This window comes from Rhizobium sp. J15 (genome assembly GCF_002531825.1).
Lineage (GTDB): Bacteria > Pseudomonadota > Alphaproteobacteria > Rhizobiales > Rhizobiaceae > Rhizobium.
The window spans coordinates 1-22,226 of record NZ_NWSX01000034.1; the positions used below are offsets into that span (position 1 = coordinate 1).

A 22,226-nucleotide genomic window follows, 5' to 3' on the forward strand; every position below is an offset into this window, starting at 1 on the left:
TGAAGGCCGCAGGTTCAAATCCTGCCCCCGCAACCAATCTTCCAATATCTGATCAAAGCCCGCCGCACAGCGGGCTTTTTGCGTTCTTGAACGCTGAATCGGCCTTTGGATCAGGACGTAGTCTTGAGCGGGTTCAACACCTCAATCCAATCCATTCCGGGCGAGGAATTCCGTCACCTTGATGGTATCCAGGGCGCTCGCTGTCTCCCTGAAGTAAGGCAGGGCCTCCCAAAGGCTGCGGTCGCCGACGACATAAAAGCGGCGCTCGGCGCGCGTCAGCGCAACGTTCAGCAGGTTCGGCTTCGAAGCGGCCCAGCTGGCCGCTCCCCGGTGGTCGGCGTCGGCGCCGAGCACCATGAAGACGATGTCTTCTTCCTTGCCCTGGAAGGTATGCACCGTGCCTATGCGCTCCTGCAGCCACTTCGACAGTTTCGATGGCGAGCGGTTGTTGCCGTCCGGATCGATCCACGCCGCACGGGCCAGGGCCTGCTTCAGGCCGTTTTTGATCTCCTTGAACGGCGAGATGATATAGAGATCCGGAAGCGCGCCGTCGCGGCGATAGGTGGCCGTGAGGACATCGACGATGAGGTCCGTCTGTTCCTGAACGTTTTGTTTGCCTGATACCCTGCCCTTGACGTCGATCCAGGCGCTGTCGCCGTAAAATGGCGATGTATCGCCGGCCGGCCGGCGCTCTTTGAGCGCGAAGACCATTTTGTTCTGATAGGCGATCCGATTGGCAAGGCTGAACATCGGATCGATGCAGCGCCGATGCACCCTGAGAGGGCTGCCGATCCAGAGCCCGTCCGCTTCTTCGCCAGGAATGATCGTTCCATAGCGGTTGGCGGCATCGGCCAGCATCTGCACCGACGCCCTGTTCGGCGAATACTCCCCCGCCGCCGTATGGGGTGAAAGCGCCGCGGCGGTGGAGATGAGCGCGCTCGGAAGCGTGAAGACCGGTTCGATCTGCTGGGGATCGCCGATCACCACGGCGCGGCGTGCCCGCGACAAGGCCCCGACCGCTGCCTGCGGCACCGCCTGACCGGCTTCGTCGATGAAGACCCAGCCGATCGAAGCAGCGCCGAGACCGCGGAACTGCCGGGCAAAGGATGCGAAGGTGGTCGAGACGATCGGAACGATCATGAAGAGGCTCTGCCAGATCGGCGCAATATGCTCGCCATCCGCAGGGCTGTTGTTGGACAGCAGCTTGCTGATGGCGACGATGTTTCCGCCAAAACCGCCACCCTTCCTGCCGACCTCCGCAAGCCATGCCTCATGCAGCGCCAGGGCCGCTTCGAACAATGCCGAACGCAGGTCGGCCAGCTTGTCCTGATGCCACAGGCCGTCGATCTGAAAACGGTCGGTCTCGAGATCGGCGAGACGCCGCGGCAAGGCGGGATGGCCGAGAGCTTCTCCCAGGCGATCGAGCTCTTCTCTTTTCCTGGACCAGATCTCGCGTTGCGATCGCAGCGTCTGCTCGGCCTGTTCTTGCTTCCGCAACGCCTTTTCCAACGCAAGCCGATGATGTCCGGCAAACTGACTTTCGCATGCGGCAAGGGCCTTGCGCAGTTCCAACTGCGCGCGGGCATTGGCGACAACGTTCTGCCGATGCAGCCGGGCAGGTCCGGTCGACAGCAATCTCTCCCACCACGCCGGGACACTGCGGTCGAGCAGCTGTTCCTCCTCCTTCAGCTGGGACAATCCTTCCCTGAGCTTGCGCATTTCGGCTGCGAGCGCATCGCATCGCTTCTGTGCCGGTCGAATTTCGGCTGCGGCGGCTTCGACCGCCATACGCGCCTCGCGGCAGAATGCATCCTGCGAAACGAATGCGATTTCACCATAAAGAGCGGCGTAGCGTTCGAATTGGCCGATCTTGTCGCGCACTGCAGTATCAGCGGTACGAAACGCCGCCGATGCCTCGGTGAATGCCGGTCCGTCATAGCTCTTCAGCCATTCCCAGATGGTTTGCGGCTTCTCGGCGCCGGACCAGCCGGGCCTTGGCCCGTCGGCGATTTCCATGAAGGCGAAACGTTCCTTGAAAGCCCTGCGATTCCGCGAGTTGCCGAGCGCGCAGGCGATCAGCCCCCATGGGCGGTCATCCTCGGAAAGTTTGAGGGCGGAGCCATTGTCCTTCTGGCAGGCGATTTTGTGCGCGACCGTCTGCAGGTATCGGAACGAAGAACTCCTCGCGATCGAGCTTCGCTTGGGAAGATCGCGCGAGATATTTTCGACGGCGGCGTTGTTGGACGAGGCGACGACCATTTCGAATCCCGCAAGGGCCGGGATCGGCATCGATATTGAAGCGGTACTCCGGTCTGTGAAGATGACGCGGCGCGGCGGTCCGTCGAAGGCGTTGCGCGCCGTCTTCAAGGAGGCGAGGACACGGGCGCGCCGAACGATATTATCCGCAAACACATCACGCAGCAGCGTCGTCTTCCCGGTGCCCGGCGGACCGTTGACCGAGAAGAGGCCGGTTTCCGATAGCTCGCCGATCGCCGAATTGATCGCGAACTGCTGCATCAGGCTCATCGCATGATGAGGCTCGCTCAGCCATCTTCCGCGGTTGAGATTGCCGGGATGCAGGGCGCGGAGAATGGCGCGGCGCCCGTCCTCCGAATAGAGGTCGATCCGCTTCTCCTGCGCAAGCGCCGTGAGATAACGCCGGAGCGGTTCGGGGATATCGCCCTGTTTGACGCTCGCCATCGCTTGCTCGATGTCCTCGATGAAGAAGCTGTTCAGGATACCGATTTCTTCTTCAGCGCTTGCAATCTCCTCCTCCTCGGCATCCAGCGCATTGCTGTCCTGCGGCGCCGGCAAGGCGATGACTTCGGGTTTTTCCCGCTTGTCCCGGTAGCGTATTTCGACGGCGGCGATGGGCTTTTCCTGCCGCGAGGCAAAGCCGGCCCAGTCGCAGAGCATCTGATGGAGCGTCAGGATCTCGTTGGCCTCGATCGGTTGATCGGCCATATCCTCGGAAGAAGAACGCAGCTGGCGCTGCGCCCGAAAGTTTTGAAGCAGCTCCAGGAGCTGCCGCTTGCCGTCGGCAAAGGCTTCGGAGCTGAGCGAGGAAAGCCCGGATTTTCGGATCCGTCCCAAAGCCCAGGGAAGCGTGGAAATGCAGAATGTTTCGAAAATCGGCTGGCCGGCCGGGTTGAGCTGCAGGCTGGCGAAGCAGGTGTCCCCATCGAGATCGCTGCGTTCGGCGTCCTCATATTCGCTGATATCGTCTGCAACGCCGTCGAAGTATCTGCGCGCTTCGGCAATCTCGGATTTGCTGAAAACGCCGAGGAACAGGGTAAAGCCCGCAATCTGCTTTTCCTCTGGGATCACGGGACGCCTGAGCGCTACGCCGTCATCCTCGAGCGTCGCGGCATGCAGCCAGAAAACACTCTTGCCTTCGCCGGAGACGATGCGACTGGAGAGATCGTAGGGAATGAAGAACTCGATCTTGTGCCAGAAATCGAGAATGGCCAGAAGCCGTTCCTTTTCGGCGCCATCAGTATTCACCGGCATCGCTTCTCGCTGAGCAGTTGCAAAAATAGGCTCACGCCTCTTTTAACAACGATCGCAGCGCAAAATCAAAGACCATGCAAACTGCGTCCGGAACTGCCCGAGCGCAGTGCGCAACAGGCGAAACTTCGTCAATGCAGGCGCGGCCGGCGCTTTTCGCTGAAATGGCGGCCCCGGTTCCAGCGCCCGATGGTCTGCGGCAGGATATCGGTGTTGTGCGGAGCCGGCTCGGCGGCCGCGCGGATGCGTTCGAGTGCAGCGCTCGCCTTGGCGGCATAGTCGAGGGCGGTCGGGTCGTCCGAATGCACCTCGCAGATCGCAGCCAAGACCGTTTTCGCTTCCTCCAGCCGCTTGCTGGCTGCCAGGGCGATTCCGCGCTTGTAATGCGCCTCGACGAGATGCGGTCCCGTCTCGACGATCTGACGGAATGTCTCTGCGGCCTGGTCGTATTGATGCAGGGCAAGCTGCGTGTCGCCAAGCCGCATCCGGATCGGCGTCGGATCGGACGCCTGCTCGACGAGCGCCTTATAGGCGCTCAGCGCCTCCGTCAGCCTGCCCCGGTCGAACAGCAGGTTGGCGATCCCGAATTCCGCCCCGGCATGGCCGGGAGAGGATTGCAGCACCTGGTGGAAGGCGATCTCCGCCTTGCCTCGAGCCCCGTTGCGATACATGTCGAGCGCCTGCCCGTAGACGAACCGGATGCTGCGCGGGTTGAGCACGCCGTGCAGGTTCAGGCCGCTGCGGGTGCGGAACAGGGTGCAGCTGATCCGCCTTTCCTCCGCGCCGAACATGTACTTATAAGGTTCGTTTCCGCGCAGGAAATCATAGGTCTTGAAGCCGCCTTCGATCGCCCGCCGGATGCAGTAGCCATGCAGGATGAGACCGGGGGACGGCGTCTTCCAGTTTTCGTCGCGTCCGGTGATGTAAAACAGGATGGCCTTCTTCTGTCGGTCGACGATGTTTGCCAGCGCGCCGAGCGGCTGGTCGCCATACCAGAGGACCGGCACGTCGAGATTGCCGCTGTTGAAGCAGTCCATCAGCATTTCGCGCGTGGTGATGATCAGCCGCTCGGTCCGCTCGGCGCCTTTGCGGGCGCTCCATTTGATCCGCCAGAGATTGAAGAGGATGTCGAGGTCGCGGTCGATGGTTTCGGCGGTCGCCATCGTGATCCGATAGACATCGTCTCCTTCGACCTTGCGCAGGAACCGCCGCAGCTTCTGGCGCGTCTGGCTGCTCATGCGCTGCTCTAGATAGTCGTCGAAGCTTGCCGGCAGGAAAACGACGGGGCAGATCGTATTGTCGATATTCTCGCTGTTCTTGGGCGAGCTGTCTCGGAACGTCACGTCCGGCCCCTGCAGCGCCTGGATCATCTTCTCGCACCGGCCGGCAGGACCGCTGAAATATTCAAGTTTCAGCTCGGTCCAGTTCTGATGTTTGAGGAACGAGGCAAAGCCGGCAATGGCATGATGCTCGTAGTCGGGCCGGGTGATGAAGCCGGTATAATCGGCCGTAAAATTCCCGGCCATCATGATCTCGTCGTAGAAGAGCCCCGTCTTCTCGTTCAGATGCGTGATGAGCCGTAGCGGAAAGAAAGCGACATAGGGTGCATCAGGCTCGCGCTCGCGGAGCGCAAGGATGAACCAGCGCCGCCGGCGCGAGAGATAATTCTTGAGCCAGGTCCAGGAAAGGAAATGCTGCGCATCGGGATCTTCCATGAAGACCTGATCCCAATTGTCGCGGATCGCATCGAACTCGGCGATGGTGTCGATGATATCTATGCGCATGCGGCCCCCTCCCAATACCCCATACGACACTCGGGAAGGTTTCATTCTAGTGGGAAACACCGATCTTCAAATAAACCCTCCGGGTGATTTGCATCGCTCAAATAGGGTTATTTCTTAGCCGGCGCATAAACCGGGAAGCCGCGAATCCTGTCGAGGAAGATCGCGTGCGGATTCAATGCGATAGCGCAGCGCGGACAACGCCTTCAAAGCTCTCCCGATAACCGCGTGCTCGCATGAATGAAGGCCCAGAGCGTCCGGCTGATGGCGACGATTTCGGCGATCGATTTTTCCAGAAGTTCGATCTCCCGCTCGTCCATCTGCTCGACCTTGCCATAGCGGATCTCATTGTCATCCTCGACGAGCCGCATTAGCTGCGTGCTCGATATTTCTCCCCGCTCGTCGAAGGAATAGATGCAGTGATTGTATTTGTTGCGCGTCTTGGATTCCTTCTTCAGCCGCGCCATGGCCGAAAGGATCGCTTTTCGGTCGGCAGGGGGGGTCGAAGCGAGCTTGGCAAGCCGCTCGACCAGATCTATCCGGGCGCGCGTCGTGTTGAGCGTCAGGAACACGACGATGGCGGCATCCTTCTCGACCTTGAGAAGATGGGCGATGATATAGATCAGCAGACTTTCGGTGTTCGTCCAGACATAGTTCAGGCGGCCGACCCGCAACAGGACATCGGACATCGCCGCCATGCTCGACCTTTCTCCCCGAAGGGGACGACCCATCCCTACGGGATGCTGCCGCCATTATATCAGAACCGCCGATGATCCGTGAGATTTACGGATCGCTCGGATGAGGCACGATCAGCGCTCCTTGAAGGCCCGGGACATGCTGTCGGTGATTGGCTTGCTCAGATATTCGAAGAAGGTGCGTTCCGAGGTCTGGATCAGCACTTCGGCCGGCATGCCGGGAACGGGATGGAAATTATGCACCCGCGCGATCTCGGAATCCGGTATTTCGACGCGCACGATATAGACGTCTTTGACCGACATTCCCGCATTCTCCTCGATCGAATCGGCCGAGACGTAGAAGACCTTGCCCTCCAGAACCGGCGTTGTGCGCCGGTTGAGCGCCGTCAGGCGGATCGAGGCGGTTTCGCCTTCGCGCAGCTGATCGATGGAAGTGCGCAGCACCTGTGCTTCCAGGATCAGCGGCACATGCGCCGGCAGGATTTCCATGATCGGCTTGCCTGTGGTGATGACGCCGCCGGCGGTGTGGAAATAGGAGCGCACCACCGTGCCGGATACCGGCGAGCGGATGACGGTGCGCTCGAGCACGCCGGCGGCCTCGCGCATCTGCTCGCGCACGCTGTCCAGATCGGATTCGGCGGTTTCGAGCGCATCGAGTGCGGCCTGCTTGTTGGAGTTGACGGCGATGACGGCTTCCTGGCGGAATTTGGCGATCTCAGCCTCGCTCTCGTTGATCTCGCCGTTCAGGCGCGAAATGTCGCCCATCGCATCGGCGATCGCCCGCTCGATCGCCAAAAGATCCGTCTTGCGCATATAGCCGACCTTGACCAGCCGGGCCTTGGCATCGCGTTCCTCGGTCAGCAGCGCCAGCTGCCTTTCGAAGGATTCCCGCTGGCCCTTATAGCCGTCGAAGCGATATTCCAGCGACTTGATGTTCTTCTCGATCAGGTTGAGCTGCTCTTCGAGCTTGATCTGCTTGCTGTGAAAGACGACGTTCTGGCTCTGGATGATCGCGTAGATATCGGGATCGCTCGCTTCCTTCATGACGATGTCGGGAACGTGGAATTGCTTGAGACCCTGCGCTTCGGCGCGCAGGCGCGCGACGACAGCCTCGAGGCGCAGGCGGCGAAGCTGCAGCATACGCTCGTTCGAGCGTGATGCGGTCGGATCGAGGGTCAGCAGGATATCGCCCTCCTTGACCGTGTCGCCTTCGCTGACGCGCATCTCCTTGATGATGCCGCCCTCCAGATGCTGGACGATCTTGTTGTTACCCGTCGCGACGAAGCTTCCCTGCGCGATGATCGCCGAGGCAAGCGGCGCGGTCGCCGCCCAGAAGCCGAAACCGCCGAACGAGGTGAAGAGAACCGTCAGGCCGACGATGCTGTGCAGGCGGATCGAGCGTGGCACGTCGCTATACCATTCGAGCTGCGACGAACCTGCCGTCTCCTGTTTTTTCCGTCCCATGTCGTTCATCCCTCGATGCGCGGCGCCGGCTGGCCGTTATTGCTGTTGTTCTTGGAAAGCGCCTGCAGCACCTCGATCCGTTCGCCGAACATGGCGACCGTCCCCTCCTTGAGCACGAGGATCTTGTCGACGCATTGGAGAAGAGCAGGGCGTTGAGTGATCGTCACGCTGGTGATGCCCTGTCTCTTGGCGTGGAGCAGCGCCTTGGCAAGCGCTGCCTCGCCCTGGGTATCGAGGTTCGAATTCGGCTCGTCGAGAACGACGAATTTCGGGTTGCCGAAAAAAGCCCGCGCCAGCGCGATGCGCTGCTTCTGGCCGCCGGAAAGCGGAGCACCGTCGGCCGCGACCACTGTCTCGTAGCCCTGCGGGAAGCTGGCGATAAGCTCGTGCACGTCGGCAAGCACGGCGGCCTCGTAGATCTGGTGGTCTTCGACGTCGTCGCGCATGCGGCAGATATTCGCCTTGATCGTTCCGGGGAAGAGCTGCACGTCCTGCGGCAGGTAGCCGATGCTTTCGCCGAACTGGCGCTGGTCCCAGTTGCGCAGATCCATCAGGTCCAGGCGCACATTCCCCGATGTCGGGACGATGGAGCCGACGAGCATCTTGCCGAGCGTCGTCTTGCCCGAGCCGGAATTGCCGATGATTGCCAGCGATTCCCCCTTCTTGAGCGAGAAGGAGATGCCGTTGAGAATGACCTTCTTCTGCGGCGGCGGCACGAAGAGAATGCGTTCGACATCGAGCCGGCCTTCGGGATTGGGAAGCCGCAGGCGCGGGAAGTTCAACGGCGAGTTCAGCAGCAAGCCTTTGATTCTGCCATAGGCGGCCGCCGATTTGTTGAACTGGTGCCAGCCTTCGATTGCGCCTTCGATCGGCGCCAGCGCCCGTCCCGAGATGATCGAGGCCGCGATGACCATGCCGCCGGTCAGTTCGCCGGAGAGCGACAGATGCGCACCCCAGCCCAGCAGCGTCACCTGCGTCACCATGCGGCAGGCCTTCGAAATGCCGGAAAAGATGATGTTGCGATCCTGCGCTTCGACCTGCGATTTCAGCGATCCCGCCGTCTCCCGGCCCCACATCTTCACCGCCTCGGGGATCATCGCCATGGCATTGATGATCTGTGAGTTGCGCGACATGGAATCGAGATGGAAATTCGCGCGGCTGAGATAGCCGTTGGATTCGGCGAATTGCCGGGCGGTGAACTTCTGGTTCAGATAGGCGATGAGGAAAAGCACCGCGCAGCAGGTCAAGATGATGATGCCGAGATGCGGGTGGACGAAATAGACGACGATCACGAAGAACGGCATCAGCGGCGCGTCGAGAAAGGCGATCAGCGTGCCCGAGGTCAGGAAACCGCGCAGCAGCTGCAGATCCTGCAGCGTCTGGTAGTCCTTGCCGCTGCCATGGAGCGATGCCCTTGCCGCGGCGCTGAGGATCGGTGCGCCGAGCTGCACTTCGAGCTCCACCGCGGTGCGCATCAGGATGAAGCGCCGCACGGAATCCATGAAGGCCTGCAGCAGCACGGCGCCGAGCACGGCGACCGAGAGCATGACGAGAGTATCGATGGATCGGCTGGTCAGTACCCGGTCGGATATCTGGAACAGATAGAGCGGAATTGCCAGAAGAAGCACGTTGATTGCGATCGTGAACGTCATCACGATCACCATGTTCTTTCGCACTGCCGCGATGCCGCGCGCGAGGCTGGCGGCGAAATTCACAGGCTCGCTGCGCTTGTGAAATCCGCCGCCACTGCCTCCTCCCCCGCCGCCGCCGCCGAGATCGGTATCCTTGCCGCTGCCGCCGCCCCCCGCCCGGACGCGCCGGTCGTTTTTGCCGACAGGGCCGCTCTCGCCTTCGATGGTCTTGCCGAATGGCATCGCCGGGCTCGATTTGAGCTCGGTCTTCTCTCTCGGCAGTTCGGGTACCGCTCTCGCTTCATTCTGTGGCTGGGCGCGTGCTTCCAGCGTTTCAGCCGCCTGCCTCTCTGCTGCCGGGGCGGGGCGCGCCGTTTCCGCATCCGATGCTGCCGGCGCTGCCGTCTTTTGCGGGATCTGCGCCTGTATCGTGCCTGCCTGTTCGCTATCGGCAGTCTCGCCTGCCGCAATTTCTGCCGTCTCTTTGCGGCGATGGGCGGGCGGAGAGCCGGCGCCGCTCAGCCTGCGGAGATTCTCGACAGCCTCGTTGATCGCGGAGAGACACAGATCGCTCGTCGCCTCGTCCGATCGGGCAGCCGAGGGAATATTGCCGGACCTCAGATCCAACGCGCTGCCTGTCGCAAAGACTTGTTTCGAAATCTGATTCATCATCATTCCTTCGCAATACTCTTAAGGTCAGGCGACCATGGCCTGCATGACGTCGGCCGGGTGCGCCGCCGACCATGAGAGGTCATTCCCTGCATTGATCACTGCATCGTCGGAACTCGACGGATCGTTGTCGTCGAGGAAGGCGATGACTTCGTTGGCGAGCCTGTCGCCGATCGATTGCGGCTGTGTCGTGTCATGCTCCACCAGCCCGCCTTGAATGAGGATGGCGTCCGAATAGAGCTGCCCTGCCAGGTAGGTCGTCTGGCCGAAACTGTCGTAGTCGACGATCTCGGCGATGTTGACGATCGCATTGCTGCCGGTGTCGATCGTAATCGTTGCATCGGGATTGTTGTGGAGAAGTGTCGACGCCGCCTGAGTGACGTCGTCGGAATCGCCGAGGATGCTGACCTGCTTAACAATCGTCATGTCATAGAGATTGCCGGTGATGTAGAGCACGTTGAGCCCGGCATATCCCTGGAAGTTGGCATCGAACGGCAACCCTTCCGGCATATTGGGATCGCGGTCCTCCATCGCCTTCTGCGTCTCGTACATGTAGTCGGGCATGACCTCGAACGGCTCTCCCGTCCCGACATTGTGGATCGAGGCGAAATTCCAGATGAGGTTGTTGCCCGTCTGTATGTCGGCGCCGGGATCGAGGTCGTCCTCCGCCCGCACCCAGTCATTGTCGTAAAGCAGCGAGATCTGCGTGATGCTGTTGATGTCGAGCACATTGCCGCCGATGATCACCAGATCATATTGCAGGCCCATCTGGAAAAAGGAGGAGAAGTTGATCGCGGTATTGCCGCCGGTCAGAACCGTGGCTTCCGACCCGGAGGTGGTGACTGTCATCGTATCGTTGTCGGTGACGAACTGATATTGCTCGATCCACTGCACGAAGGAGACGTCGCCCTCGATGACGCTGACGCGCCAGCTGTTCGGGAAGGTCGGATCGGCAGGATCGGGCACGGCATGGATCGACGGTTCGAAGGTACTCTGTTCGAAGACGGCGATATTCTTGGCGATCGTTCCCGCTTCGTCGGCCGAATGGCCGGATGAGCGCAGCGCCGCGTCGATCTCGTCGTTGTCGGTGTAGACGAAGGCCTGGGAGACCGCGTCGATCTGGTGATAGTTGCCCATCACCGCAGATACTGAAGCAATGACGCCGGTATTGATGACCGAGGCGATGTTGACGACGACGTTCGCGCCGGCCGTCACCTCAAGGCTGTTGCCGGCAGGATCGTTCTGCTCGACGGACGAATTGCTGTCGTCGGGCTCCTCCTCGGGCTTGGCGAGACCGCGGTCGGGCAAGAAATCTTCGAGGACGGGTATTTCGGTCTCGATCTTGCCGTTGATGTAGACGGCGCCGTTGACCTCGGGATCGACGGTGACGAAATCATGCGTCGCGTCCGTATCGAGCGAGGTCACGTCGCTGTTCTTGGCATTCTGAATATAAGTTTGGAGATCCTCGGCGATCTTCAGAGCGCCCTCATAGGTATCGGTCCGGTGAAGACTCGCAAAAGGCGTGAAGATTTCGGCCTCGCTGCTGAAATCCGCAAGCCGCTCGATGACGAAACTGGTGTCTCGCGCAGCATGGACGCCGTCGGTCATGTCGAGATAGTCGTCATCGTAAAGCACGTTGACCTGCAGGACATGGCTGATCGACGAGCCAGGCCCGGCATGGACGGTCAGCTCCGGCTCTTCGGACAGCTCGATATCGTCGGGCGAGCCGAAATGCGGTAAGGGAATATCCTTCGCGGCAATCGCCGCCAGCTTCTCGAGGCTCTCTTCGAAGACGCGGCCCCCATGGCGCGAGGGGCTAAAATCGACATCGTAGCTGCCGCTCTTATAGGCGATGCCGGGATCGTAATCCTTGAGCTGAAAAACCGAAGAGAAGGCAGTCGTAAAAGCTTCCTGATCCGGCAGAGCCGGCCCATCCACGTCGGGACCCTGTCCCTCGGCATGTTTGATACGCGCCCTCATCTCATCGGTGGTCATCTCGAAGAGACCGATGAAATGCGCAATGATCTCCGAAATCTTCTCGATATGCATGGTTCGGCCCTCCCATTCGCGATGACGATCGGCCTTGGGGCGCCTCCTCGCGGGAGCCGCGGTGTGGTCGTCAAAACGTTCTCAAGCAGTCAAGCTGCACCGGCTGGAGCCGGTGCAGCTGGTCTTGGTCTTTGGAGGTCAATGTCAGGTGCCGGTATCTTCGCCGACGTCGGAGACATGAGAATTGCCGCCGATGACGCTGGAGTCGACCGTATTGCTGAGCAGGTTCGCACCCTGAACGAACTCGAGGTGGAAGCCGGAATTGGCAAGGATTGCCGAAGCATCGGCTGCGCTCGAGCCGCTGGCGTCGTCGCCGGCCTTGAGATCCCAGCCCCTGCCGTCCATCTCCATGCCTTCTGCGCTGTCGGCGGTGCCGCCATTGGAATTCAGATTGTTATTGGCTCCGGCGTTGTCCATCCTGACATTCCAGGCGTCGTCCTGGTCGGCCAGATGGTTGGCCTGTACGGCGCTGAAGCCGCTGTCGTTGCCTGCACCGCCGAGCGAGTTGTTGAGGATGCTGTCGACGTCCAGGGTGAAGGAGAAATCGTCGCCGAGGTTGAAGGTAAGATCGCCTCCGGCAATGCCGAGATTGTCGAAGTCCTTGACGTCTTCGAGAACGGCAAAGTCCGTGTCCGTCTTGTTGAAGCTGTCGGATGTGTTGTAGCTGTCGGTGACCGTCTTGGTGTCCGTATCCGTGATGGTCTTGGTATCGGTATCCGTGATTGTCTTGGTGTCGGTATCCGTTATCGTCTTGGTATCGGTGTCCGTGATCGTCTTCGTGTCGGTGTCCGTGATGGTCTTCGTGTCTGTGTCGGTGATCGTCTTGGTGTCGTCGTCGCTGTCGTAGCTCCAGTCGTAGTCGTTGTCGCGGTTGTCACCGTTGTTGGCGGAAATTTCGGCTTTCACATCGACGTCGACGCTGTTGTCCTGGCTGTTGTCCTGATTGTCGCGGTTGTCGCCATTGGCAACGCCGACATAGCCGGTCGCTCCGTCGTCGACTTCCGTGGAATTGACGGCGCTGTTGGCAAAGCCGTCGGCGAGCGCGCCGATCTTGTCATGCTTGTACACGTCAGACATTGCAGTTCTCCAGAAAAACCGGAGCAGCTTTTCGAAATCCCTCTCATCTCAAATGGGATTTTGCTCGCGCTCGCTCCGATACGGTTAAAATCGGCAGATGGAGTCGATACTAATCATCTGCGGTTTTCATCGCGGTTTGTTGATTAAATCGGCATTAGGAACATACGTACTCAGTACAATGCCGCACATATCCAGTCCCACATCCAAGAGCGGATATGGAATTTTCATGCTTACTTTTTGTTGACTTCCCTCAGAGAAGGCCGGGTACGAAAAAACACATGACGATACCTGGCTCTTCCATGTCGCCACTTGGAGACGGTCACAGATTGCTGGAAAAACTACGGTTTCGATAGATATCAATTCGGGCTAAGGCGGCCCTATAGTGCCTGATGATCCAGTCGTCCTTCAGCCGCCCGGAGGCCGTTCCTTGATGAGCCGGGAGTACTTTGAACCGAGAAGAACCCGGAGTTGTAGCGGTCGTGGCCCGGACGAAGAACGATCTCGAGCGCTTCTGTCTTGATTTGAATCTCGTCCGATATGACGGAATCATGACGAAATGTACTGAAATATTACATCCTGCCGATTACTCTTTAAGAGGGTTGTATGTAACCATAAAGTATTCGTTCTAGTAGAAATGCAACCGATGCATTGTATTTCGTCGTTTTCACTCCCAAAAACTAATTATTTTGGGCCATTTCCTTCCTTCTCAATCCGTATTAACATAATTAAGAAATGTCTAAAAAATAAGGCGGTGACGTCCGGGTCTGACATTTCATAATATTGAGTACCCGCCATCGCTGCACGTCTGAGTAAAGTGTAACGCTAGGGGAGGCGTATATGTTCATGACAGGCTCAGGAATCGAGAATGCGGACCAGGGGAGGAAGTTGGGTCCCTCAGGAGATACTATCGCAGTGGTCGCCAAAGCAGATCTGTTTTCAGAATGCATGGTAGAAGCACTGGCAAAGAAATTTCCGAACTGTGAAGTGGCAAGCATATCGAGTACAAAACCGGTGCTGGAAAAAGATACCAGTGATATGAAGCTGGTTTTATTCTACCATATACCCGGTCCCGAGCTGCACGAAGCGCTGCAGGCCGTCCGCGAAAACCACCCGGAAACCTCGATCGGTCTCGTCGTCGAAGCAATCGATATGCTCGAACCCTATGTCAGCCGGCTGGTTGAAGCAAGGATCATCGACGGCGTGCTGCCGCTCAATCTGCGGCTCGATGTCTTCATGGCCGCAGTGGATCTCTTGATGAAGGGCGGCGAGCATTTTCCGTCAGCGCTTCTCAATCGCCTGACCAACAAGAATGCTCAGCTGGAGCCTTCTCTGTATCAGACGAAATCGGTCGATGCGGCGCGCAGCAATGCGCTCAAGCTGCGGCGCGACAGCATCTCCGCTTTGACGACCCGGGAAGTTCAGATCCTGGATCTCATATGCAAGGGAACCCAGAACAAGATCATCGCCGACAAGCTGCACCTTTCGGAAAACACCGTGAAGGTTCACGTCCGCAACATCTATAAGAAGATGAACGTTCGCAACCGCACGGAGGCAGCTTCCCGCTTCTTCAACGAGCATCCCGTCGGCGAAGACGACATGTCGGCCCGCTGGCGCAATTGATGCAACGCCTGGCAGCGCCGCATGCTTTCCGGCGGCGCAAGAGATGCTGAGGCATCTCCAGCCGTTGCATGGACCGGTCCTTGGATCGAATCCGCTTTAAGGACCCTGCGGCAGGCTCAGATCGAAGGACGCGCAAAGCAGCGCGACTTCTGTCCGAAGCCGCTTGGAGAACAGATATAGGGCGCGGAGCCGTGATAGGTGACGGCCGTAGCCGGGCGTGCGGCCCGGTTGGCGGGATAGGCATAGGCCTTCGTCACGCGCGGCGCTTCGGCCACCACGATCGCCTTTTTCGCGACCACGGCGACATCGTCGTTGACGGCCGAGCATGACATCGGTCCGATCGCAAGAAGGGCCGTTCCCCACACGCACACCGCCAAGCGGAGGCGCCGGCTTTTCAGTCGCGCTTCATCCTGATTTTTCAACATGGCAAATCCCCTCGCACATGGCGCTTCCGGATGCAAGACCGGCCGCCCCCTCACGCTCCTTCGTATCTTAGCTTCATTGAGTGAAGCTGGAGATGAGGCTGGAAGACCTTATAGCAGAAGATGGTTCGGAATGATTAATCATTTGTTACTTTTAAGAATAGTTGCGTAATTATTTTGGATACTTGTAATTTTTAAAGTTGACCGCGGCGGCAAACGTCTTATCATTTTAATAGTAAATCAGTTATCCGAAGAATAACTCAAAAGTTATTCATTTTTGGATAGTCAGTAAAATGAATATCCAGGGCGGATAAGGGAGATATGAGTGCATAACAAATCAAAAGACTAAATACATGGGAAGGAGTTTGTAATGCGTAGTTTCGTTCCCAGCGAAGGCTATTCTGAAATATCGAAGGTATCGGCGCTGCAGGGGGTGCGTACGGTGCTTGTAAATGGCGGGGCCGGCTTCCTCGGTTCACACCTCTGCGAGAGACTTCTGCACCGCGGCCACCGCGTCATATGCCTCGACAATTTTTCCACCGGCCGTCGTTCGAACGTCGCTCATCTTCTGTCGAACGCCCGCTTCCACATCGTCGATCACGACGTTCGCCAGCCCTTCGATATCGAAGCGTCGCTCATCTTCAACTTCGCTTCTCCTGCCTCCCCGCCCGATTATCAGCGGGATCCGGTCGGCACGCTGCTCACCAATGTGCTCGGTGCCGTCAACACCCTGGATTGCGCGCGCAAGGCCGGCGCGACGGTCGTTCAATCGTCGACCTCCGAGGTCTATGGCGACCCGAACCAAAGCCCCCAGCGCGAATCCTATTGCGGCAACGTCAATCCGATCGGGCCGCGCGGCTGCTACGATGAAGGCAAGCGCAGCGCCGAAACCCTGTTTTTCGATTATCACAGGACCTACGGCGTCGACATCAAGGTCGGCCGCATCTTCAACACCTATGGGCCGCGCATGCGTCTGGATGACGGCCGGGTGGTCTCCAACTTCATCGTCCAGGCCCTGCGCAATGACGACCTGACGATCTATGGCGATGGCGAGCAGACCCGCTCCTTCTGCTATGTCGACGATCTCGTCGAAGGTTTCCTTCGGTTTTCGGCCGCCGGCAGCGCATGCATCGGCCCGATCAATCTCGGCAATCCGCTCGAGATCACCGTTCGCCGGCTGGCGGAAATCATCCTGGAGCTGACGAATTCGCGCTCGAGGATCGTTCACCTGCCGAGGGTCACCGACGATCCGCGCCAGCGGCGGCCGGATATTTCCAAGGCCATGACCGAACTGGACTGGCAGCCCCTGGTCGGTCTCGAAACCGGCCTGGCGCGCACCGTCGATTATTTCGACGGCGTGCTTGCCGGCGAGGAAAAGGCGGAGGCGATATGAGATGCCCCGCTACATTCTGGTTACCGGCGGCGCCGGTTTCATAGGCAGTCATATCTGCAAAGCATTGTCGCGCGCCGGCATGGTGCCGGTTACCTACGACAATCTCTCGACGGGGCATGCCGACAGCGTCCGCTGGGGCCCGCTCATTCGGGGTGAACTCGCCGATGCCGCCGCGCTGCGGCGGACGATGACGGAATTTTCCCCGGACTGCGTCATTCATTGCGGTGCCAATGCCTATGTCGGCGAATCCGTCGACATGCCGAGGAAATATTACCGCAACAATGTCGTCGGCAGCCTCACGCTGCTCGAGGCCTGCCTCGATCAGGATATCGACCGGATCGTCTTTTCGAGCAGCTGCGCCACCTACGGCGTTCCCGAGACGCTGCCGATATGCGAGGAAAGCCTTCAGCATCCGGTCAATCCCTATGGGCGCACCAAGCTGATCTTCGAGATGGCGCTCGAGGACTTCGCCGCCGCCTATGGCATCCGCTTTGCGGCGCTGCGTTATTTCAATGCGGCCGGAGCCGATCCCGACGGCGAGCTCGCCGAGCGTCATTTCCCGGAGACCCATCTCATTCCTCGCGCCCTTCTCGCTGCCGCCGGCAAGCTCGAAAGACTCGATATCTTCGGCACCGACTATGCGACCGAGGACGGAACCTGTGTCCGCGACTATGTCCATGTCAGCGATCTCGCGCAGGCGCATCTTGCCGCTGTCAATCATCTGATGGCGGGCGGCGGCTCGCTCAGCCTCAATCTCGGCTCCGGCCGCGGCACCTCGGTCCGTGAAATTCTCGAAGCGATCCACCGCACGACCGGCCGGGAAGTTCCCGTCCGTTATCGCTCGCGCCGCATCGGCGATCCGCCGATCCTCTTTGCCAATACCGCAAGGGCACAGATGGAACTCGGCTTCACCCCGGCCCTTTCGGATATCGATACGATCATCCGCACCGCCGGCCCCACCTTCGGACTGGAGGTGACGGCATGAGCGATGCGCTGCACACGGGCCATGGCATCAGGACGGCCAGGGCCGCTGCCGCCACGGATATGTTCGATCCTGTTTTTGCAGGTTGGAAACGCGCCGTTTATGGCTTCGGCATTGTCTGCTGGCTGGTCTCGCTCGGGTTTTTCTGGATCTGGTGGTGCCAGTCCGCCCATATCATTTCCTGGGCGGTCTTCGTGCTCATCACCGCCGTTCTGGCCTGGATCACGCTGGTGCCGGCCTATTTCATCCTGATCTTCCTCGACGCGAGGACCGTCAGTCCGCTGGCGCGGCTGCCGCAGGGGCGGGTGGCGATGGTCGTCACCAAGGCGCCGTCCGAGCCCTTCGCCGTCGTTCGAGCGACACTTCAGGCGATGCTCAATCAGGTCGGCGTCGATTTCGACGTCTGGCTGGCCGACGAGGACCCTTCGGAAGAAACCAGGCGCTGGTGCGCCGAGCACGGCGTGCGGATCTCCACCCGGAAAGGGGTGGCGGACTATCACCGCACGACCTGGCCGCGCCGGACGCGCTGCAAGGAAGGCAACCTTGCCTATTTCTACGATCATTTCGGCTATGAGGGCTACGATTTCGTCGCCCAGTTCGACGCCGATCACGTGCCGACGCCGACCTATCTGCGGGAAATCCTGCGGCCCTTCGCCGATCCCGGGATCGGCTATGTCTCGGCGCCCAGCATCTGCGACGCCAACGCCAGCGCAAGCTGGGCGGCGCGCGGCAGACTCTATGCCGAGGCCAGCCTGCACGGTTCGCTGCAGACCGGCTACAACAATGGCTGGGCGCCTCTCTGCATCGGCTCGCATTATGCGGTTCGCACCGCCGCCCTCCGTCAGATCGGCGGCCTCGGCCCCGAGCTTGCCGAAGATCATTCGACGACACTGATGATGAATGCCGGCGGCTGGCGCGGTGTGCATGCCGTCGATGCGATCGCCCATGGCGACGGCCCGGCGAATTTCGCCGATCTGGTCGTCCAGGAATTCCAATGGTCGCGCAGCCTCGTCACCATCCTGCTGCAATATTCCCGCCGCTACGTCGCTCCTCTGCCCTGGCGGCTGAAATTCCAGTTCGTCTTCTCGCAGCTCTGGTATCCGCTCTTCTCCGCCTTCATGGCCGTGATGTTCCTGCTGCCGGTGGCCGCCTTGCTGACGGGCCATATCTTCGTCGATGTGACCTATCCGGATTTCCTGCTCCATTTCGCGCCGATGTCGATCGTGCTGCTGCTGTTTGCCTTCTTCTGGCGCGCGACGGGAACCTTCAGGCCGTACAATGCGAAACTCTTCGGTTGGGAGGGGCTGGCCTTCATCTTCCTGCGCTGGCCCTGGTCACTTGCCGGCAGCCTCGCCGCCGTTCGCGATCATATCTCCGGCTCCTTCGTCGATTTCCGCATCACGCCGAAGGGAAAGCAGCAGCAGCACTCTTTGCCGCTGCGCGTCATCGCTCCCTATATCGGGCTCGCCGGCCTTTGCGCCACCGCCATGGTGCTCGCCACCGAGGCCGCTGCCGCTCAGGGTTTTTACATCTTTGCCGCGATGAACCTCTCGATCTACCTGGCGCTGACGGTGCTGATCGTCGTGCGCCACGCGATCGAAAACGATCTGTCGATGCTGCCGCAATCGCGCGGGCTGTGGTTCGCCACCGCCATGGGACTTGCGATCTGCGTCACCGGCGGCATGCAGGCCGGCAATCATGGCCTGCGCAGCCTCGAGGCCCTTTCCCATGGCCAGACGATCGTCAGCTTCAGCCAATCGCAATTTACCGTGGCCGGCGCCGGGCTTGGCGGCGGCAAGACCAGGATCGTGAAGTTCCGCTTCAGATGGAATGGGTTCGGAAACACGGGACGTGCCGAACAGGGTGTGTGAGCCGGCGGAACCGGCGAGTGTCGAGAAGGAGAATGTAATGAGTATCGGATCGAGACTATACGGAGCTGCTCTTGCGCTCGGCCTGTGCCTGCCGCTGGCGGCACAAGGCGCCGAGACAGCCGAAAAGAAGATTGCGCCGACGCCGCTCAGCGCCTTCGAGCTCTATCGGATCTATGGCGACAAGACCTGGGTCTGGAATACCGGCGGCGGCCGTTTCTTCGACAACGGCCGGCGTTTCGTCGCTTGGACCAACGACAAGGGCAAGCAGTCCTTCGCCGAAGGCAGATGGGTGGTCGATGATCTCGGCCAGCTCTGCATGCGCGCCACCTGGACCAATGCCGAAGGTGCGGCCCGCGCCAGCACCTGTTTCGGCCACCGCAAGATCGGCAACACGATCTATCAGCGGCGCCAGCCGGACGGCAACTGGTACATCTTCCGCCATGCATCGGTGCTGGAGGGCGATGAGTTCCGCAAGCTCGTTTCCACCGACACGGTCAGCGCGAAAGCGCGTGACCTGAAGCAGGACCTGCTGAACCAGGAAGTAGCCCGAAAAGGAGGGTGAGCCATGAAGAAGCTGATGAAAAAAAACCTCTCGACCGTTGCGATGGCGCTGCTGTTGCTGTCGGTCGCGGATCTGCCCGGCCGAAGCGAGGTGCAATATGCGGGCATTGCCCCGAATCCGGCGGCGAGCGTGCGCACGATCCTCGATAAGCGCCCCGTCCTTCATGCCGAGGGCATCAAGTTCGGCGCCTACGACCCGCACGGAGACTTCAGCGCACAGGCGAACGTCTCGACCGAAGCCCTGTTCCTGCCGTGGGAAGACGTCGACCTGGAGACGCTGCGCGTTGCCGATGCCTATGCGCTGGCGAGAGGCCGCAACCTGCTGATAACGGTGGAGCCTTGGTCCTGGGACGTGGATTGGCGGCTGACCTCCGCCCAGCTTCGCGCCAAGGTCCTGCGCGGCGACTACGATGTCAACATGCGGGCGATCGCGCAGATGATAACCCAGCTGAAAAGCCCGGTGATCGTCCGCTGGGGACAGGAGATGGAAGACAAGTCGGGCCGGTTTTCCTGGGCCGGCTGGAACCCGCAGGACTATATCACGGCCTATAGGCGGATGATGGACATCGTTCGCGAGGAAGCGCCCGGCACCGGGATCATGTGGTCGCCGAAGGGCGAGCCGGGCTTGCAGGACTACTACCCCGGCGACGATTATGTCGATCTCGTCGGGCTCTCGGTCTTCGGGCTGGAGCGCTATGACGAGCTTGCCCACAACGGGCACCGGACATTCTCCGAGGCGCTGAAGCAGGGCTACGATCTCGTCGCCGGCTACGGAAAGCCCATCTGGGTAGCCGAGCTCGGCTATGAGGGGAGCGACGGCTACATGAAGCCCTGGATGGAAATCGTCACGCTGAAGCAGAGCGCCTTCCCGAAGCTGGAGGAAGTGGTCTATTTCAACGATCGGGATGTGAATCCCTGGCCGTTCGATCTCGGCCGGCCGGATTGGCGCGTGGTCCAGAACGCCAGCAATTAGAGCAGTTCCGGCAAAGCGGCTCAGCAGACGGAAATGCTCCAACCAAAATAAGAGAGAGGCCCGCCGGGGTTTTGCGGGCCTCTCCTCTCATGTCAGGCAAGCGATCATCCCTTGATCGTTGCCTTACCCTCTTCGATGAGCCGGGTTGCCGCATCGGCGGGCGATGTCCGTTCGAAGGCGAGTTCGTCGCAGATCGGGCGCAGCACGCGCTGGTCGAACTGGGTTGCGCCCATCGGCACCGGCGGCGGATATTCACCGACCTGATCCTTGAGGAAATTGACGTATTTGACCGTTTCCTGCTCCGTCGGGTTGAGCTGGGGCAGGATGGCCTCACGCACGGTCGGCGACATCGGCACGCCGCGCTCGACGCCGAGGATCTTGCCGGCTTCGATGTCGTTGACGAAGAAGTCGATGAATTTCGCGGCCGCTTCGCCGTTCTTCGTCGTGGCGCCGACACTCCAGATCAGCGCGGGACGGTAATAGTGGCCCGAAGGCCCGCCCTTCTTTTCCCGCGGCAGCATGGTGATGCCGAGCTTGTTCTTGATGATCAGCTGATAGCCGACCATCTGATTGGAATAGGCCATGCCGATCACCGACTTGCCGATACCAAGCGCATTGGTGTCGATGGTGTTCTGATCGAGCGTCTGGACGTCGGCGGCAACGGTGCCGCCCGCCTTGCGCAGCTTCTCCCAATAGTCAAACCATTCTCTGGCATCGTCGGCCGTGAAGCCGAGCCCGACACTTTCCTTGGCAAAGAGGCTCTTGCCGCGCTGGCGCAGCCAGGCGTCGAACACATAGGCGTAGCGTGCCGCATAGGGGCCGCCGGCCTTGCCGGAGGCCTTGGTGAGTTCCACGGCGAGCTTGGCATACTCGTCCCAGGTAAGATCGGCCGTCGGCAGCGGGATGCCCGCCTTTTCGAATTCGACCGTGTCGAAGAACATGGAGAAAGAGTTGAGGCCGAGGCCGACGCCATAGAGCTTGCCGTCGATGGTGGTCAGTTTCAGCATGTCGGCGCCGAAGGACTGGACCTTCAGCGTCGAGGGGACGAATTCGTCGAGCGGCATGCAGGCGCCGCGCTTGGAATAGTCGGAGATCGTCCCCGGTTCGAGCTGGAAGATATCGGCGATCGAACGGCCGGCCATCTGCGTGGCGAGCTTCGTCCAGTAGCCGTCGCCCGAAAGCGATTCTCCGACGATCGTGACGCCTGATGTCTTCGACTGGTAGAGCTTGGCGACGTCGAGCGTCCGCTTGGCGCGGTCGTTGGATCCCCACCACATGGCGCGCAGCGACGCGTCCTCGGCAAAGGCCGGAATGGCGCTTCCCGCGCCGAAGGCGAGACCGGCGGCAGCACCCGCTGACCCCATCAGGAATGAACGGCGATTGACCTGCATGATATCCTCCTTGTTCCCAATATGCCCTCTGCCATCCTCCAACGGCGTGCCGGGGCATTTCGGCGGATAGAGTACGCAAAAATATTTCTATTGCAAGAAATAATGATTACCTTGCAAATTTGCATTATTTGCATAATGTT

The 22,226-nt window shown here is 60.1% G+C and carries 15 protein-coding genes; 6 read left to right on the forward strand and 9 right to left on the reverse strand.

Translation table 11 applies throughout. The features are described from left to right. Positions 1 to 141: 141 nt before the first annotated feature. From CO670_RS23600 to CO670_RS23630, 7 genes are all read right to left on the reverse strand, one after another. Positions 142 to 3,510: an ATP-binding protein gene (locus tag CO670_RS23600; protein WP_097592449.1), complete on the reverse strand. Its 3,369-nt coding sequence runs from the start codon at positions 3,508 to 3,510 to the stop codon at positions 142 to 144. A 128-nt stretch (positions 3,511 to 3,638) separates the two neighbouring features. Further along, entirely contained in the window at positions 3,639 to 5,291 is a 1,653-nt protein-coding gene (locus tag CO670_RS23605; protein ID WP_097592450.1) for a GNAT family N-acetyltransferase, read from the reverse strand. A gap of 203 nt (positions 5,292 to 5,494) precedes the next feature. Then, positions 5,495 to 5,986: a hypothetical protein gene (locus CO670_RS23610; RefSeq protein WP_097592451.1), complete on the reverse strand. Its 492-nt coding sequence runs from the start codon at positions 5,984 to 5,986 to the stop codon at positions 5,495 to 5,497. 111 nt (positions 5,987 to 6,097) lie between these two features. Continuing rightward, positions 6,098 to 7,447, reverse strand: coding sequence for an HlyD family type I secretion periplasmic adaptor subunit (locus tag CO670_RS23615; protein WP_097592452.1), 1,350 nt, complete (start codon positions 7,445 to 7,447; stop codon positions 6,098 to 6,100). Between the two features lie 5 nt (positions 7,448 to 7,452). Next, on the reverse strand, positions 7,453 to 9,747 hold the full coding sequence (locus CO670_RS23620) for a type I secretion system permease/ATPase (protein ID WP_097592490.1): 2,295 nt from the start codon (positions 9,745 to 9,747) through the stop codon (positions 7,453 to 7,455). Between the two features lie 27 nt (positions 9,748 to 9,774). Further along, complete coding sequence (locus tag CO670_RS23625; protein WP_097592453.1) at positions 9,775 to 11,796, reverse strand: hypothetical protein; 2,022 nt, start codon at positions 11,794 to 11,796, stop codon at positions 9,775 to 9,777. Between the two features lie 144 nt (positions 11,797 to 11,940). Continuing rightward, a complete protein-coding gene (locus CO670_RS23630; RefSeq protein ID WP_097592454.1) occupies positions 11,941 to 12,873 on the reverse strand; it encodes a fibrinogen-binding protein in 933 nt (310 codons plus the stop codon). A gap of 837 nt (positions 12,874 to 13,710) precedes the next feature. On the opposite strand from CO670_RS23630, the gene CO670_RS23635 reads away from it, so the two are divergent. Next, on the forward strand, positions 13,711 to 14,493 hold the full coding sequence (locus CO670_RS23635) for a response regulator transcription factor (protein ID WP_097592455.1): 783 nt from the start codon (positions 13,711 to 13,713) through the stop codon (positions 14,491 to 14,493). Positions 14,494 to 14,609: 116 nt separating this feature from the next. On the opposite strand, the gene CO670_RS23640 is transcribed toward CO670_RS23635, so the two are convergent. Continuing rightward, positions 14,610 to 14,918 carry a hypothetical protein gene (locus CO670_RS23640; protein ID WP_097592456.1) on the reverse strand — a complete coding sequence of 103 codons (309 nt, stop codon included), beginning with the start codon at positions 14,916 to 14,918 and terminating at the stop codon, positions 14,610 to 14,612. Between the two features lie 367 nt (positions 14,919 to 15,285). Between CO670_RS23640 and CO670_RS23645 the strand changes: the two genes are divergently transcribed. Genes CO670_RS23645 through CO670_RS23665 form a run of 5 tightly spaced genes read left to right on the forward strand, consistent with a single transcriptional unit; the run spans position 15,286 to position 20,695 of the window. Beyond that, on the forward strand, positions 15,286 to 16,308 hold the full coding sequence (locus CO670_RS23645) for a UDP-glucuronic acid decarboxylase family protein (RefSeq protein ID WP_097592457.1): 1,023 nt from the start codon (positions 15,286 to 15,288) through the stop codon (positions 16,306 to 16,308). 1 nt (position 16,309) lies between these two features. Next, positions 16,310 to 17,293 (forward strand): UDP-glucose 4-epimerase GalE, encoded by a 984-nt coding sequence (gene galE / locus CO670_RS23650; protein ID WP_097592458.1) that lies wholly within the window; start codon positions 16,310 to 16,312, stop codon positions 17,291 to 17,293. Then, positions 17,290 to 19,161: a glycosyltransferase family 2 protein gene (locus CO670_RS23655; RefSeq protein ID WP_097592459.1), complete on the forward strand. Its 1,872-nt coding sequence runs from the start codon at positions 17,290 to 17,292 to the stop codon at positions 19,159 to 19,161. Before galE ends, CO670_RS23655 begins: the two co-directional genes overlap by 4 nt. A 37-nt stretch (positions 19,162 to 19,198) precedes the next feature. Next, complete coding sequence (locus CO670_RS23660) at positions 19,199 to 19,723, forward strand: DUF995 domain-containing protein (protein ID WP_097592460.1); 525 nt, start codon at positions 19,199 to 19,201, stop codon at positions 19,721 to 19,723. Positions 19,724 to 19,726: 3 nt separating this feature from the next. Beyond that, the gene (locus tag CO670_RS23665) at positions 19,727 to 20,695 is read left to right on the forward strand and encodes a glycosyl hydrolase (protein WP_097592461.1); all 969 of its coding nucleotides are present in this window, start codon (positions 19,727 to 19,729) and stop codon (positions 20,693 to 20,695) included. Between the two features lie 104 nt (positions 20,696 to 20,799). Here CO670_RS23665 and CO670_RS23670 read toward each other — a convergent pair whose 3' ends face one another. After that, complete coding sequence (locus tag CO670_RS23670; RefSeq protein ID WP_097592462.1) at positions 20,800 to 22,086, reverse strand: ABC transporter substrate-binding protein; 1,287 nt, start codon at positions 22,084 to 22,086, stop codon at positions 20,800 to 20,802. Positions 22,087 to 22,226: the final 140 nt, after the last annotated feature.

Coding starts and splice junctions, on each gene's coding strand:
- CO670_RS23640 (WP_097592456.1), bottom strand. CDS start 14,918: ATGTTGAAAAATCAGGATGAAGCGCGACTGAAAAGCCGGCGCCTCCGC.
- CO670_RS23645 (WP_097592457.1), top strand. CDS start 15,286: ATGCGTAGTTTCGTTCCCAGCGAAGGCTATTCTGAAATATCGAAGGTA.
- CO670_RS23610 (WP_097592451.1), bottom strand. CDS start 5,986: ATGGCGGCGATGTCCGATGTCCTGTTGCGGGTCGGCCGCCTGAACTAT.
- CO670_RS23660 (WP_097592460.1), top strand. CDS start 19,199: ATGAGTATCGGATCGAGACTATACGGAGCTGCTCTTGCGCTCGGCCTG.
- CO670_RS23620 (WP_097592490.1), bottom strand. CDS start 9,747: ATGAATCAGATTTCGAAACAAGTCTTTGCGACAGGCAGCGCGTTGGAT.
- CO670_RS23670 (WP_097592462.1), bottom strand. CDS start 22,086: ATGCAGGTCAATCGCCGTTCATTCCTGATGGGGTCAGCGGGTGCTGCC.
- CO670_RS23655 (WP_097592459.1), top strand. CDS start 17,290: ATGAGCGATGCGCTGCACACGGGCCATGGCATCAGGACGGCCAGGGCC.
- CO670_RS23600 (WP_097592449.1), bottom strand. CDS start 3,510: ATGCCGGTGAATACTGATGGCGCCGAAAAGGAACGGCTTCTGGCCATT.
- CO670_RS23630 (WP_097592454.1), bottom strand. CDS start 12,873: ATGTCTGACGTGTACAAGCATGACAAGATCGGCGCGCTCGCCGACGGC.
- CO670_RS23665 (WP_097592461.1), top strand. CDS start 19,727: ATGAAGAAGCTGATGAAAAAAAACCTCTCGACCGTTGCGATGGCGCTG.
- galE (WP_097592458.1), top strand. CDS start 16,310: ATGCCCCGCTACATTCTGGTTACCGGCGGCGCCGGTTTCATAGGCAGT.
- CO670_RS23615 (WP_097592452.1), bottom strand. CDS start 7,447: ATGGGACGGAAAAAACAGGAGACGGCAGGTTCGTCGCAGCTCGAATGG.
- CO670_RS23625 (WP_097592453.1), bottom strand. CDS start 11,796: ATGCATATCGAGAAGATTTCGGAGATCATTGCGCATTTCATCGGTCTC.
- CO670_RS23635 (WP_097592455.1), top strand. CDS start 13,711: ATGTTCATGACAGGCTCAGGAATCGAGAATGCGGACCAGGGGAGGAAG.
- CO670_RS23605 (WP_097592450.1), bottom strand. CDS start 5,291: ATGCGCATAGATATCATCGACACCATCGCCGAGTTCGATGCGATCCGC.